Raw genomic sequence first — 14,805 nt, forward strand, 5'->3', positions numbered from 1 at the left:
GCATACCGAATTCTTGTGATTTACGCGAAAAAGCGCTGATAGAGAGCGAAATATCACGCTTTTTTTCACTGCAATCATTCGTTTCCATTGTAAATCTCGTAAGATTGTCGCCTGCTGGACACTCAGGATTGCATACCGCATCCATGGGGCATTTGTCGACAATTTTCAACATAAAGCACTCTGAATATGCCTGGCGCAGATGGTTTGCTATGTATCGGTCTGCTTGAGGATGACGCCGACTTCCGAGAGGAACTGGCGTTAGGCTTGGGCGGCTATGGTTTTCGAGTAGCGTTTGCTTGTGACAATGCGGCGGCGTTTTATCGCCGGTTGCAGGAGCAGCCGTGCGACATCGTCATCCTGGACGCGCATCTTCCTGGCGAAGATGGCTTTTCCGTCGCCACGCGGTTACGAGCCTTGAGTCCGGTGGGCATTGTCATGCTGACAGGTCGTAGCGCCCTTGAAGATCGGGTGCGCGGCCTGGAGGGCGGCGCCGACGTCTACATGACCAAGCCCGTGGACCTGCTGGAACTCAGCTCCGTGATCCGCAGCCTGGCTCGTCGGATGCGGCTGGCCAAGGCGCCGCGTCCCGCCGACGCAGAAACGCGGGCATCGGCTGACAGCACCTGGTCCTTGCAGGATGGGGGCTGGATACTGGTGGCGCCGGACGGTGCGTCGCTGCACTTGAGCGCGCAGGAACGGACGTTCCTGATGGCCTTGATGGATGCGGCCGGCAACGCGGTCAGCCGTCAGGTGCTGGCGGAATTGTTCTTGCCTGAAAGTCCGGGCGGGTTCGAATTGCGCCGCATCGATGTGCTGGTGAGCCGACTGCGCGCCAAGGCGCAAACCGCCGGCCTCAAGCTTCCGGTCTTGTCCGTGCGCGGCCAAGGCTACGTGTTCGCCGCCTGATCCGTACCGGTTTGGCCCGGCGGCTTGGCGGGCAGCGTGATCACAAACCGGGTGCCTACGCCGACCTTGCTCTGCAGGGTCAGTGTGCCCCCCTGGTTCTGGCAAATGCGGCGTGCCAGATATAGCCCGATACCCATACCCTGCGTTTCCCGATGCGCGGAACGCCGAAAATGCGGTTCAAACACGCGAGCCTGGTCTGATTCTTCAATGCCCGGGCCGCGATCCACTACGGCCAGCCATGCCATTTGCGTGTCGCTCACAAGGACCTGCCCGGTCTCTATCCTGACGGGCTCGTTGGCCGGCGAATACTTGATGGCATTGTGGATCAGGTTGCGCACCACCACGCTGGTCAGCGGACGGTCGCAAAACACGGGCAGGGGGGCGTCGGCCTGAATCACCAGCGCGTGCGCGGTGTCCGGCTGCATCGCGGTCGCCACGTCGCGGGCCAGTTCGGCCAGGTCGGTATGTTCGCCTCGAGGCGTCCAGGCCTGGTCGCCCAAACGGTCCTGGTTCAGCAACTGATCCATCAATTCCATCATGCGCGCAACCGAGCGGTGGATGCGGGCCAGCCGCGTGTCGACGGCTTCACCGCTGTCGGACAAGATCATGTCCAGCGATTGCGCCGCGGCACTGATGGTGGCCAAGGGCGCCCGCAGTTCATGCGAGATCAAGGCGTTCATCTGGCGTTGCGTGTCCAGCGCGCCCGCCAGTTCCGCCACGCGCAGTTCGCCTTGTGCAACCTGCTCGGCATCGGTGTGGTCGTGAGCCCCGCGGCGCGTGGCAATGGACCCATGGCTCTGCCACCTTAGCGCCACACCCAGCAGCGCGCCGGCCACCAGCCACAGCCGGGCAAGCTCAATTGGCGTAGCCGTGGTGTCGGCGCCGTTGGATAGCCAGGCGTCTTGGCCCAGCATCCACGCCGATGCTGCATATATACAGGCCAAGCCCATTGCCAGGGGGCGGCCGGCTTTGCGTTGCACGGCCTGCACCACGAACCAGGCGGTCAGCGCCACGCTCAGGCAGGCGCACGTGCCGGCAATGACGGCCGGGATCAGCCCGTTTTCGGTTTCATAGACGAAGATCAGCGCCAGCGCGGCCACGCATGCCAGCGCCATGCTGACGCCGCGACAGGCAGTCGCCAACCTGGCGGCCTGGGGCGAAGGGGTCAGCAGGGGGGCAGTCAAGGCCAGCAGGGCGGCGTAAGAGCCGGCTTGCAGCGCGCCCGGCGGCAGCAACGTGGGTAATGAGCGCAAGACGCCTTCCAGCAACATGAAGGCCAGGCCGGCGCCGAAAAGCGATGATCGGGTGCAGATCCAGGCGATCACACACGCCAGGCCGCAGGTCAGTGCTACGCCAGCGGTCAAGCCTAGCTGGATGTCTTCGTAGGGGGATAAGAGGCCATGGGCCAGCACCACGCCAGGCCAGAAGAACGCGCAAGCCAGCATGCCGAGCCGCAACAAGAACGCCTGCGGTCCGGCGGTGGCGCGTCGTGCACCGCGTTGGCGAAGAAAACAGCGGGTGCGAAGAAACAGTCCTTCCGTCAACTAGGAACCCATTGATCATCCGGCGCGAGTTCGCGCGTAAGGGCGAAGTTTACGACAGCCCCGCGTATCGCGCGGACGCCCAGGTCTTCCAGGATGTCCTGGGTGGCCAGGTCGGGAACGTCTTCGGCGTAGACCGCCATGCCCAGCGTCGCCGCAGTGGTCATGACGGTGGCGGCCAGGTGCTGGCTGCCGGGGCTATGTAGCAAGCCGGTAATAAAGCTGCCGCAAAGTTTCAAATACGAGACGGGGAATTCATGCAGCCGCTCCATTGCGCCGAACTGCTGCGACAGCCGCGACAGGCCCACCCGGCCGCCCGCCGCGATGACGATGTCGCAAAGCTGGCGCAAGTCGGCGGCTTGCTCGATCAGCCCGTCGGCGTCGACCTCGATGATCAGGCGCAGCGTCAACGCCGGGCGGTCGGCCAGCATGCGCTCCAGCCGCGACAGGAACGAGCTTTGTGCAAGCGATGCCAAGGACACCGGCACCGTCAGCGCCGCAGTGTGCGTGAACAACCAGTCCAGCCCCAAGCGGATGGCCTGTATGTCGCATTCGGCCGATAGCCCGAGGCGAACCGCGGGCGGCATGAAAATCGAAGCCGGAACGGGGTCGCCATCAGTGGTGTCGTGCAGCGTCAGGCTGGCTTCGTGGTGCAGCAGTTCGCCATGCACCGCGTACAGCGGCTGCACCGATAGCGAAAAACGATGCTGTTCCAGCGCGGTGACCAAGGCGTCGTGCCAACTGTATTCGCCGATGCGGGTGCTGTCGGCGGCTTGGCTGGCGGGGGTGATCTGATCGTCTTCGGCGCTTTCGGCGCACATCAGGGCGTGGTCCAGCCGCGCCAGCGTATCGCTCATGTTGTCGCCGGGGGCATAAGCGGCCATCGCCAGCGCCCAGCGGCACCATCCGTATTTGTCCATGGGCACCCGCAACGAGCGCAGTTCGCGTCGCACCCGTTCTGCCAGCACGCTGGCCTGCGGTGCGGATGTGCGAGGCATCAGCAGGGCGAAGTCCGAACCGCTGATCCGGGCAAGTTGCGCCGTAGGTCCGCCAAATTCGGCAACCAGCTTGCGCAGGCGGTCAGAGGATGAGCGCAGCCACTGATCCGTAAACGCTCGCGACAGATGACGATTGATCTGCGCCAGGTCGCGTTGGCGGAACATCAGGACGTGGCCGCCCGAATCCGCCGACTTGTCGGCCAGCGCCGCCCGGAACTGGTCGATGAAATGCTTGCGGTTCGACAGGCGGGTGATTGGGTCCCGGTAAATTTCGCTTTGCAGCGATTCGATCTTCGCGTTCTGTTCCTCGACGGTTGCCGCAACCCGGCGCTGTGCGTCGACCAGGGCCTGGTCCACACCCGCCAGCTCGCATGATCCGCTTGGCGGGGCATTGTTGCCGGGCGCCAGGGCGCGGACGCGTTCGCAGATGTCGCGCGAGGTCCGTGTCTCTATCCATCGCACCAGATTCATGGCGAAGAGCGACCAGAAGACCCCTGCGGCCAATACCAGCCCCAAGACCCGGACGCCGCCTTGCCACAACGTGTCGCGCGCCAGTCGCGTGTCGGCCTGTACCGTCACGGTGCCGCGTGCGCCGCCGTCCAATGACACATACGGGCGTGATATCGGGGGGGCTTGAACGTTCAGCCAGGCGTTGCGCCAATCGCCGGTCGGGTGGGCGCCGGAAGGTTGCTTGCTTCGCTCGATGATGGTGGCGTCATTGTCGTTAGTGATACGCACCAGCGCATACAGCCCTTGTTCGAACAACTCATCGGCTAGCGCCGCCCTTTCTTCAGGGCTGGACGAGGCATGCGCCAGTGCCCACGTCAACGCGCTGGCCCCGCCTTCGCTCTGCTGGGCCAGTTGGGCGTTCAGATAGCGGTGCGCGGCCAGCATTCCCAGCGCCTGGGCGCCGAGCAGAATGAAGCCGACCAGAAGGGCGGTGCAAAGAAGTAATCGGCGTAATGTCGACATGTGGTTGAGTTCCCTTTGTGGGCAGCAAGCGCGCGTGTCGAAGATTGGATGGCTGCCGGTTAAAGGGGGCGTCGCGGCGACGAAGGCGCCCGACGTAACGAAGCCTGGATAAGAAACGTGACACACGTTACTAATACCTCAGCGGCACCGCTTACACTGTAATTCGGCATGTCACAGAACGTACAGAATATTACGAAATTCGGCGCAACGTCAGACGAGCTATGCAATTATTTCGATTGTGACGATCTTTAAGTTGAGAACTATTGAGACAGGGCGTATTAATTTTTGGCGCTTCGCTGTCGTAGTAAGGGCAGGGCATGGGTCCTAGGACCGGCCGGCATTCTGCTACCAAGGACCGACATGACCACCCACAAGCGAGTAAAGAGCCTTCAGATTTCAAGGAAAAGAGGCGCGTTGCCTCCGAAGTGTGGCGTTTTTTTGCGAAAATAATGCATAATTTAAAAAATGTTACAGCCTTTGGGTTCTTTCCTGGACCGCAACGCCAAAGGTATCTAGATAGGGGGCTCCGTGCGTGAGAGTTACCTGCTCGCACTGTGCCTGACGCTCGCGGGCGCACTGGCAGCGATTAGTTGGTTTTTCGTCCGTCGGGACCGTGCGCTGCGTCAGCGTCTGACGCGCGACGAACTGACTGGCGTCCTGAGTCAGCAAGAACTGCATCGGCGCGTTCGCGTCTGGCTGGCGCAAAAAGACGGGCCGGCGCGCCGAGGCGCGTTTTTTCTTGTTAGCTTCGAGCAATATGCCGAAATCAGCGCCATGCTGCGCGCGGGTGAAGATCAGGCGCTTTTGGTGCTTGTCGCCAACCGCCTGAGCTTGATCTCCCGCACGCTGGGCGGCCTGGTTGCACGCAGCGGCACCGATACCTTTACCGTCTGCGTGCCGGAAGTGGACGAGGTGGGAGCAGCGCAGGTATCCACCAAACTGCTGGAAGACTTGAGCGAACCCTACGAATTGGGGGGGCGTCCCTTGATTGCCGTGTTCAGGGTGGGCGCGGCCTTATACCCGGAACATGGGCGAACGGTCGAAGAACTGCAACGCTGCGTGCAGGTGGCGTTGGTGCCTCTGAAAGAACGTGGCGGACCTGGATGGAATTTATTTGATTTCCGGCTTCTGGCGCGGCATCGGGACGAACAGGGGCTGGAGAACGATCTGCGGCTGGCCCTGACCACGCCTGCCATGGAGCAATTCGAGCTTTTCTATCAGCCGGTCTGCGATAGCGGCTCTGGCATGGTGCAAGGGTGTGAAGCCCTGTTGCGGTGGCATCACCCGACACTGGGCAGTGTGTCGCCCGCCGTTACCATCGAACTGGCCGAGCGCAGCGGCTTGATTGTCCCGCTGGGCGCCTGGATTCTGGAACGCGCTTGTTCGCAGGCCGTGTCATGGCCGCCGGCCTGGCGCGTGCATGTGAACCTGTCCGTCAAACAGATGAATGAAGATGGGCTGGTGCAGTTGGTGTCCGACGTATTGGCTTCCACACAACTGTCGCCTCGCAAACTGGTGCTGGAGATCACGGAATCCATTTTCATCCTGCATTACGAAAGGCAGGTGAAGATGCTGAACACCCTGCGCGCCCAAGGCATTGGCATTGCGCTTGACGATTTCGGTTGCGGCTATTCCAGCCTGAACCATTTGCGCCATCTGCCCATTGATTGGGTGAAGATCGACCGCAGCTTCATTTCCGCGCTGGAATCCGACGCCGGTAGCCGCGAGGTCGTCTCGGCGCTGTTTGGGCTGTGCCAGGCGATGCGCCTGCCCGTCGTGGCCGAGGGCGTTGAAACCGAGGGCCAGCGTGAAATCCTGAAATCACTGGGTTGCCGCGTCATGCAGGGTTTTCTGCTTGGCCGACCCGCGCCAGCCTCTGAAATCCAGGCTTTGGCTTTGGCGGTGTCATAATCGGGGTTGCTCGCAAACCCGACCTGTTGACTCCCTATGCCCGGCAATACCTTAGGTACTATTTTCACCGTCACGAATTTCGGCGAATCCCACGGGCCGGCCATCGGCTGCGTGGTGGATGGCTGCCCCCCGGGGTTGAGCCTGGACGCGTCCGATATCCAGTTGGAACTGGATCGCCGCCGCCCAGGCACTTCGCGCCACGTCACACAGCGCCAGGAAGCCGATCAGGTCGAAATCCTCTCGGGCGTATATGAAGGTGTCACTACCGGCACGCCGATTGGCCTGCTGATCCGCAACACCGATGCCCGCAGCAAAGACTATTCGAACATTGCCGACACGTTTCGGCCCGGCCATGCCGACTACGCCTACTGGCGCAAGTTCGGCGTGCGCGACCCGCGCGGCGGCGGCCGTTCATCGGCCCGCTTGACCGCGCCCACCGTCGCCGCGGGCGCCATCGCCAAGAAGTGGCTGGCCGAGCAATACGGCGTCAAGGTGCGTGGCTACATGAGCCAGTTGGGCCCGGTCGCGATCCCGTTCCTGTCCTGGGACGAGGTGCCAAACAATCCCTTCTACGCACCTAATGCCGACGTCGTGCCGGAACTGGAAGCCTATATGGACCAGTTGCGCCGCGATGGCGATTCCGTGGGCGCGCGCATCGAAGTCGTCGCCGAAAACCTGCCCGCGGGCTGGGGCGAACCCATCTACGACCGCCTGGACGCCGACATCGCACACGTGATGATGGGGCTGAACGCCGTCAAGGGCGTGTCCATCGGCGCGGGCTTTGACTGCATTGCGCAGCGCGGCTCCGAGCACGGCGACGAAATCACGCCCGATGGATTTTTGACCAACCACGCCGGCGGCGTGCTGGGCGGCATTTCAACGGGCCAGCCCATTACCGTGTCGCTGGCCATCAAGCCCACGTCCAGCATCCGCGTCGAACGCCGCTCGGTCAACCGCGCGAACGAACCGGTCATGGTGCAGACGCTGGGCCGGCATGACCCGTGCGTAGGTATTCGCGCCACCCCCATCGCGGAAGCCATGCTGGCGCTGGTGTTGATCGACCACGCGTTGCGCCATCGCGGCCAATGTGGCGATCCCCTCTAATCCCCCGGTATTTTCGCTATCGCTTCCAGGAGGCCGTCATGAATCGTAAACGTCATTTGTTGCGCGGCGCGGGCGCAGCGCTTGCTCTGGCCGTGTTGGGCGGCTGTACCGGCATGAATACCACGCAGTCCGGCGCCATTGGCGTCAACCGCACGCAATACATGTCCAGCCTGGTGCCGTCTCAGGCGCTGGAGCAGGAAGCCAGCCAGCAATACGCCGATATTCTCAAGCAAGCTCAAGCCAAGGGCCTGTTGGACCGCGACGCACAGCAACTGGCGCGTGTGCGCACCATTTCCCAGCGGCTGATTGCCCAGGCGGGCATTTTTCGGCCGGATGCGGCGGGCTGGAAGTGGGAAGTTCATGTGCTGTCCAGCAACGAGGTCAACGCCTGGTGCATGCCCGGAGGCAAGATTGCCGTCTATACGGGCCTGATCTCCAAGATCAAACCGACCGACGATGAGCTTGCCGCGGTGCTGGGCCATGAGATTGCCCACGCGCTGCGGGAACATGCGCGTGAGCGCGTGTCACAGCAAATGGCAACGAACCTGGGCTTGTCGGTGCTGTCCATCGCTACGGGTTCGACCGCGGCTTCCGACCTGGGCGGCCAGCTTACCGACGTGATGTTCTCGTTGCCCAACAGCCGCACGCATGAAACGGAAGCGGATCGCATGGGCGTTGAACTGGCGGCCCGGGCGGGTTATGACCCGCGCGCCGCCGTGACGCTGTGGCAAAAGATGGGGGCGGCCGAGAGCGGCAATGCGCCGCCGGAAATCTTGTCGACGCACCCGTCGGCCGAGTCCCGCATCAGCGATCTGCAAGCCGCTGCCCAGCAGGTGCTGCCGTTGTATCAACAGGCAAAGAAGTAGCGGCGTCATCCGCGAGTCCGCAAAAAAATAAGCCGCCCGGTCTTCCTGGCGGCTTATTCGTTGATGCGCGGTGCGACTAGACTGGCGTTACCGCCCGCTTCACACCGGGACCGCGCATGACCTCGATTCCCAGACCGGCCAGGATGCGCTGCGTTTCAGCGTCCGGCACGTCTTCGGCGTAGACGTCGATGTTCAAGTCGCGCGCCGTTTCCAATACGGATGCCGTCAACTGCTGGCTGCCCGGGCTTTGCGACATACCGCCCACAAAGCCGCCACCCAGTTTTACGTAGGACAAAGGCAGCGTGTGCAATTGGGCCACCGCGCCGAACTGCTGCGCCAGGCGGCGCACGCCGATATGCGCGCCGAAATCCGAAACCACGCGGGCCAGCGTGGCGATTTGCTCGTGGCATTCCACCAAGCCATGCGCATCAATCTCCAAGAACAGGCGCGGGGCCAAGGGCCGCCGTTCGGTCAGCAGCAGCGCCAGCTGGCGGAAAAACTTTTGACCGCGCAAGGACGGCAGGGCAACCCGCACCGCCAGTTCGCGGTCATGAGTGGCCAGCCAATCCAGCCCCAGACGCACCGACTCCAGGTCGCAATCAGCCACCAGATCCAGCCGCACCGCGGGCGGGATGAACAGCGTGGCGGGAATGGCAACCTGGTCGGCAGCCGTGCGCAGCATCAGCATGGCCTCGGTGCGCAGGGCGGAGCCATCGGCCGCCAGCAGCTGTTCCGTGGCCAGTTCAAAGTGCTTCTCTTCCAGCGCGGACAGGATGGCATCCTTCCAGGCTCGCTCTCCGGACTCCGACGGCGACTGCATATCCGTGGCACCCGCGATGACGACTTGATCGTTGTTGGCGCTTTCCGCACGCATCAGGCCAAAGTCCAGGCGCGCCAGCACCGGGCCGGCCTGGTTGCCCCGGCTGTAGTCCGTCATGGCCAAGGCCCATCGGCAAAGATGGCCTTCACCCACGGGAATGCGCGTGGCATGCAGGTCGGCCCGTAGTTGCTCGGCCACCATCATGGCCTGGGGCGCCGCGCAGCCGGGCAGCAGCAACGCGAAGTCCGAACCGTTCAGGCGCGCCAGTAACGGCGCTGCCGCGTTCAGCGTCTTCAACGTGCCCTGAATCCGTTCGCACGCGGCGCGCAGCCATTGGTCGATGAATTCGCGCGGCATGTGGCGGTTCAAGTCAGCCAAGTCGCGTTGGCGAAACACCAGCACGTGTCCGCCCGTCACGGTCGGCGCTTCAAGCGCGCGCCGGAACTCGTTCACGAAATATTTGCGATTCGGCAAGCGGGTGACTGGGTCCTGATTCAGTTCCAGTTCCAGCGACTCGATCTTGGCGTTCTGTTCTTCCACGCTGGCGTACACACGCTCGCGGGTCTGGTTCAAGGCCTGCACCACGCCGGACAGCTCGGGCACGCGCGCTTCGACCTGCTCGGGCGGCGCGTCTCGGCCGATGCTGCGGACATGGTCACTGATCTCGCGCAGCAGACGGTTCTTGATCCACCCCACCAGCACAAAGGCAAACACGGCCCACAACACGCCGGCGCCCACCACCAGCGCGATCATCTTCACGCTGCTGCGCCACAGAGCTTCCCACGCATAGGAATCATTGGCGATCAAGGTCACTTCACCCACTTGGCGCCAGCCGTCACTGACCGCGTGGCTGGCCGGTTGCGTGTCCAGCGGCGCCAGCTTCTGGAACCAGGCGGGAACCGCGTTCGGCGTAGCGGTGGACTTGCGTTCGATCAGCACCTTGCCTTCAGGGTCGGCCAGGCGCACCAGCGAGAAATGCCCGCCGTCGTACAGCGCGGATATCAGCAATTCCTGCAGCACCGGATCGTTATTGGCAGGCTGTGACAGCGACAGCGCCAGCGACACCGCCGCATCGGTGCTTTGCACCTGCAACTGGCCGGAAAGGTATTCCCGTGCCGAATTGATGCTGAGCGCCAAAGTGCCCAGCAGGATGACGCCGATCGCAAGCGTGACGCTGAGCAGTAGTTGTCGAAGTATGGACATAGTCTTGTTTCCGGACATCAGGGGCGTATGCCGTCCCGTTCCATGCGTTGAAGTAGATCACGCCAGCGGCTGAGTCGGTCAACCGGCGCGGCGGCCTTGCCATCAACGTAGACACCGTCGGCGTTGAAACTGAACACCGGCGTCAGGTCGCGACGCTGCGTGGCAGGCAGGATGGTTGAAATCAGGCTGTCCAGCACCAGCGGGACGGCGTTTGGGGTGTCGTAGTAGCCCAGCACCATGTGGGCGACCTGGCTGCTGCTGGCCGGCCCGCCCACGCGCGCGCGGACGTAGATGAAACGCAGCTTGTTGGCGGGCACACCCATGGCCAACAGGGTGAAGTACTTGCCGATGACGTAGTCTTCGCAATCGCCGGCGCCTCGGCCCAGCGATTCCAGCGGCGTGGCCCAGTAGTCGGCCTGCTTCCAGAGCGTGCTGTCTTCGCTGGACAGCAGGGTTTGGTTCCAGAAATCGTTGGCGGTTGTCAGCTTGTCCCGCTCTTGCGGGGGCGGCGGATTGCGCAGCAGTTGCAGCCAGTTGGAGACAGATCTGGCGCTTTTGGCGCCGTAGCGACTTGCCGCCAGGTTCTGCAGTTTGACGGCATCGATCTCGATTGCGAAAGTGCCGCCCCACCAGCATGTGAGGCCAAGCAAGCCAAGGCCGATAACCCGTTTCAACCGAAGCGGGCGGCGGCGGAGCATGATTCCAGGGGCAAGTAATCTGGTCGCATGTGGGTGCAGTTCTTTCGGGATCTCAGGCCGCTGCCTAATTCTGCCTGGCCTGCCGGGCGGCCTTCATGCGAGCGCGGTCCGACGCCTCCTGGGTGAGGTTCTTGATATAGCCGTCATAGGTTTCCCCATGTGTGGCCTTGCGGACTTCCTCGCCTACTTGGCATGCCCATTTTTCACCGCCCACGATCAGCGCGGATTGCGTGATCAGGTCGGCGTAGGATGAGCGCAGAACAAACGCAATGCTCTTCTCGTAATTCCCACCATCGCGTTCCAGTTTGGTGGCAATCTGCCAATTCGAGACGGCATTGATGAGCACCGCATTGAGGTGATCGAAATGCGTGCGGTAAAACGCATTCCGAGGCAAGCGTACAAGCGCCTCGAAGAAGCCCTGATTGATTTCCTCGTCAGGGACGTCCTTGTCGCGGTCGATCAGGTCGTCCCATAGATGCGCGATACGGCACACCATGTCCACGTAATCGGCCGCGGTGGCGTTTCCTTTGAACCAGGTCAGGAGCTGGTCGCGTTCAAAAAAATGCTTGGGCATGGGATACGAGAATAAACCCGCGATCCGGCCCGCCGGGCCGGATCGCGTGGCGGGTGGGTCAATGATGGTCGACGATGAGTTTACCCTTGTTCAACAGGTCATTGATCACCTGAGCGCTCGTCAGCGAACCGTTGTTGGTAAGGTCCACATTCTCCAGAACGATCTTCTGGTCGACGTTGTGCTGCAGGTCGCCGTTGGTGCTGACGTTGATCACCGTGTTGTTGCCGACCTTGGTGACTTGCAGATAGTCGGTCAGCGGGTTGTTCTCTTCGTGTTGCAGCAAGTCCTTCAGGTCGAGCACGTCGCCGTTATTGGCGGGCGTGCCCAACGAGAAGTCCTTGATGTGGTCCACGGCGGGCGCGGCTGCCGTGCCCTGGTCATTGAGCTCCCAGCGGAACGTGTCGCTGCCCGCGCCGCCTATAAGGGTGTCGTCACCCTTGCCGCCAACCAGGATGTCCTTGCCCGTGCCGCCGTAGAGGGTGTCTTTGCCCTCGCCGCCGTGCAGGTAGTCATCGCCGCCCTGGCCGAACAGGGTGTCGTCGCCCTTGCCGCCGTACAGGAAGTCGTTTCCGCCACGGGTGTCGTCCGGCTTGTCGAATTCTGCGCTGTGCTGCTGCAGATAGTCGAAGAGTTCCGCGGTGGTCGGGGCAACGCCGTTCTTCTGCGCCGTCATGAAGTCCACCAGTGCCTGCCAACCCTGACCGTCGTGCGTGCCTTGAGCGTGGCCAGCCCACGACAGGTGGTCGGTATTGATGGTGTCGCCGAAGATGATGTCGTTGCCTTCGCCGCCGTTGATCGTGTCGCTGGAGACGGGAGCCAGCTCGGTCGACGAATGGCCGCCTTGCAGCGCGGCGTCCAAGTCGTTGGCGTTGTGGACGATCTGGGGTTGACCGACCGTGCCGGTGACGGTGTACTCGTTGCTGCTGCAACCGCTGGTTTCCTTAACCACTTGCGAGCCGGTGCCCGTGGCGTCGGTGTTGTCGAAGAAGCGCAGATAGTTGCTGTTAACCCCCTCACCGATGCCAATGCCGTACATGACGACTTTGTTGTCGCCAACCAGCACGCCGGATCCGTCCACCAGCGGCTTGGCCGCATCGACGGCTTCTTGCATCGCCCCCTTGCTTTGGTTGCCGTTGGACCCGTAGACGTTGGGATTGCCGTCCGTCAGGAAGAAAGTCAGGTTCTGGTAGTCGTGAGCCGCGTCCTTGCCGCCCGACACCTGCGAGTTGAACCAGGCCACGGCCTTATTGAAGGCATCTTGATAATTGGTTTGGCCGTCGGCCTGCAAACCATCAATGGCAGTGAGCAACAGGTGGACGTTCTGCGACGTCAGGTTGTTCAGCGTCACCCCTTTTTGCGCATTGTCGGCAAACGGAATCAGGCGTACGTTCACCACGCCATCGTGATTGGCCAGTTGATTGGCCAGCGACACCAGCGAGCTCTTGAGCAGGTCGATCCGCGACACATTGGTGTCGCCGATCTCCTGGGTCATGCTGCCGGATACGTCGACGATGAGCGAGATGTTGTAGTTCTTGCCCGGTTCCACAGCCGTGACGGAACCGCCGCGGTCGCCCACCAGGATGTCGTTGCCACCGCCGCCGTTCAAATCCGTATTGCTGGCGTTGTTGCCCACGACGAGCTTGTCGGTGCTCAGCGTGAAACTGTGGTCGGCCGATGTATCCTGGCCGCCATTGGCGGTGCCGCCCGAATCCCGCACCGAGAAGTCGAACGTGGCGTCCCCGCCCGCGCTTGACGGCGTGAACACCAGCTTGCCGGCTTGGATATCCGCCACGGTAATGACCTGGCCAGCGGTCACAGGCTGATTGTTGAACATCAGACTGCCTTCACCGGCGCCAGGGGCGCGGGTAATGACCACGCTCTGGAAGCTGTCGTTCTCCACGCCATCATTGAACGGGAAGTCGGACGTCTTGAGCACGTAAGACGTGCCGATAGCCAGGTGGGCGGACGTGTCGCCAGAGACCGGCGCGTCGTTTGTGCCCACGATGGTCACATCGACCGGGCTGGACGCAGTGCCATCTTGCGAAACGACGGTGAAGTTCTCGGTCAAAGTCTGGCCGGCCTTCAGGTTTTGCACCTCGGCCAGCGCGTTGTTCAACTGGTAGCTCCAGTTGCCGTTGGCGTCGACCGTGAACGTGCCGTACTTACCCGGCACGCCTGCCTGGGCCTGCACATGGTTCTGATTGGCGTCCGGATCGGAGACCGTGAGCTTGCCGGTGGCGAACGCCGACGAATCCTCGTAGACCTGGCCCGAGCTTGAGCCGCTGATACTGGCCGCGTCGTTCTTGCCCATCACCGTGACGGTCAGCAAGGCTTGGCTGGTGCCGCCTTCGCCGTCCGAAACCGTGTACCAGACCGAGGTCTGGCCAGGCTGGCCTTCAGCCAGGTTCTGGAAGTCATTGCCCGGGTTGAACGAGTAGGTACCGTCCGCGTAGATGATGAAGCTGCCGCCATTCAGGCCCGCGACCGCCTGGCCTACGCCGCTGGCGTTTCCGCCTACCGCGGAGACGTGCAGCGGGTCGCCATCCGGATCCACGTCGTTGGCAAGCACGCCCTTCGTGACGTCGGTGACCTGGATGGAGGTGTCTTCGTCAGTATTGGCCTGGTCATGATCAGCCTGCGGCAGCGGATTGGTGATATTCCACTTGAACGTCTGCGTCGTCGACACGCCAGCCATATCGGTCGCCGTGACGGTGATCGTATGTACGCCGGTGCCGCCGAACTGCGAGGCGGAATGATCAATCTTGCCGCTGATGATGCCGGTGTCCGGATCAATCGTCAGGCCGGCCGGCAAGCCGGTGGCGCTGAAGGCGAGCTTGTCGCCGTTACCTACGTCTGCGTCCGCGAAGTGGCTCGATACATCCAGGCTCACAACCGTCTGAGAATCCTCGCCGCTCTGGTTGGCGATCGCGGTGGAGGTCGGGCCCGAGTTGGTGCCCGTCACCGTCACGGTCAGGGTCGCGGTCGACGTTCCGCCTTCGCCGTCGGAAACGGTGTAGGCAATCGACGTCGTGGCGCTGACGCCGTTCGCCAGGTGCTGGAACGCGGTGCCGGGGTTGAAGCTGTAGGAACCGTCAGCGTTCAGGGTGAAGGTGCCGCCGTTGGACCCAGCGATAGCCGCGCCCACGCTGGCCGCCTGGCCGTTGACCTGCGAGACGGTCAGCGTGTCGCTATCCGGATCGGTGTCGTTTGCC

General features: G+C 62.6%; 10 protein-coding genes. 4 read left to right on the forward strand and 6 right to left on the reverse strand.

Annotated features, from left to right (window positions below; all coding sequences use genetic code 11):
- The first annotated feature begins 186 nt into the window (after positions 1-186).
- Complete coding sequence (locus WBR68_RS08410; RefSeq protein ID WP_050446410.1) at positions 187-906, forward strand: response regulator transcription factor; 720 nt, start codon at positions 187-189, stop codon at positions 904-906.
- Here WBR68_RS08410 and WBR68_RS08415 read toward each other — a convergent pair.
- Together WBR68_RS08415 and WBR68_RS08420 are read right to left on the reverse strand one after the other, a co-directional pair.
- Positions 888-2,363, reverse strand: coding sequence for a sensor histidine kinase (locus WBR68_RS08415; protein ID WP_230693919.1), 1,476 nt, complete (start codon positions 2,361-2,363; stop codon positions 888-890). The two genes, WBR68_RS08410 and WBR68_RS08415, sit on opposite strands and share 19 nt — an antisense overlap.
- 83 nt (positions 2,364-2,446) lie before the next feature.
- On the reverse strand, positions 2,447-4,417 hold the full coding sequence (locus WBR68_RS08420; RefSeq protein ID WP_230693920.1) for a bifunctional diguanylate cyclase/phosphodiesterase: 1,971 nt from the start codon (positions 4,415-4,417) through the stop codon (positions 2,447-2,449).
- Positions 4,418-4,945: 528 nt separating this feature from the next.
- On the opposite strand from WBR68_RS08420, the gene WBR68_RS08425 reads away from it, so the two are divergent.
- From WBR68_RS08425 to WBR68_RS08435, 3 genes are read left to right on the forward strand one after another with little or no spacing between them, the layout of a single operon-like run.
- On the forward strand, positions 4,946-6,328 hold the full coding sequence (locus tag WBR68_RS08425; protein WP_050446412.1) for a putative bifunctional diguanylate cyclase/phosphodiesterase: 1,383 nt from the start codon (positions 4,946-4,948) through the stop codon (positions 6,326-6,328).
- A 36-nt stretch (positions 6,329-6,364) separates the two neighbouring features.
- Positions 6,365-7,432: a chorismate synthase gene (gene aroC / locus WBR68_RS08430; RefSeq protein WP_050446413.1), complete on the forward strand. Its 1,068-nt coding sequence runs from the start codon at positions 6,365-6,367 to the stop codon at positions 7,430-7,432.
- A gap of 38 nt (positions 7,433-7,470) precedes the next feature.
- Entirely contained in the window at positions 7,471-8,298 is an 828-nt protein-coding gene (locus WBR68_RS08435) for a M48 family metallopeptidase (RefSeq protein WP_050446414.1), read from the forward strand.
- A 76-nt stretch (positions 8,299-8,374) separates the two neighbouring features.
- On the opposite strand, the gene WBR68_RS08440 is transcribed toward WBR68_RS08435, so the two are convergent.
- From WBR68_RS08440 to WBR68_RS08455, 4 genes are all read right to left on the reverse strand, one after another.
- Positions 8,375-10,321, reverse strand: a complete 1,947-nt coding sequence (locus WBR68_RS08440; RefSeq protein ID WP_230693921.1) for a bifunctional diguanylate cyclase/phosphodiesterase — start codon at positions 10,319-10,321, stop codon at positions 8,375-8,377.
- Positions 10,322-10,338: 17 nt separating this feature from the next.
- Positions 10,339-11,022: a transglutaminase-like cysteine peptidase gene (locus WBR68_RS08445; RefSeq protein WP_370641209.1), complete on the reverse strand. Its 684-nt coding sequence runs from the start codon at positions 11,020-11,022 to the stop codon at positions 10,339-10,341.
- A 61-nt stretch (positions 11,023-11,083) separates the two neighbouring features.
- Positions 11,084-11,593 (reverse strand): hypothetical protein, encoded by a 510-nt coding sequence (locus WBR68_RS08450; protein WP_127184100.1) that lies wholly within the window; start codon positions 11,591-11,593, stop codon positions 11,084-11,086.
- Between the two features lie 58 nt (positions 11,594-11,651).
- Positions 11,652-14,805, reverse strand: a 3,154-nt coding sequence (locus WBR68_RS08455) for a VCBS domain-containing protein (RefSeq protein ID WP_230693922.1), incomplete at its 5' end; no start/stop codon positions are given.

The organism is Achromobacter sp. JD-1, assembly GCF_038594925.1.
Lineage (GTDB): Bacteria > Pseudomonadota > Gammaproteobacteria > Burkholderiales > Burkholderiaceae_B > Achromobacter > Achromobacter spanius_C.

What these genes read in the sequence shown, in the direction of transcription:
- WBR68_RS08410 (WP_050446410.1), top strand. Translation starts at nt 187, where the DNA reads ATGCCTGGCGCAGATGGTTTGCTATGTATCGGTCTGCTTGAGGATGAC.
- WBR68_RS08440 (WP_230693921.1), bottom strand. Translation starts at nt 10,321, where the DNA reads ATGTCCATACTTCGACAACTACTGCTCAGCGTCACGCTTGCGATCGGC.
- WBR68_RS08420 (WP_230693920.1), bottom strand. Translation starts at nt 4,417, where the DNA reads ATGTCGACATTACGCCGATTACTTCTTTGCACCGCCCTTCTGGTCGGC.
- WBR68_RS08450 (WP_127184100.1), bottom strand. Translation starts at nt 11,593, where the DNA reads ATGCCCAAGCATTTTTTTGAACGCGACCAGCTCCTGACCTGGTTCAAA.
- aroC (WP_050446413.1), top strand. Translation starts at nt 6,365, where the DNA reads ATGCCCGGCAATACCTTAGGTACTATTTTCACCGTCACGAATTTCGGC.
- WBR68_RS08435 (WP_050446414.1), top strand. Translation starts at nt 7,471, where the DNA reads ATGAATCGTAAACGTCATTTGTTGCGCGGCGCGGGCGCAGCGCTTGCT.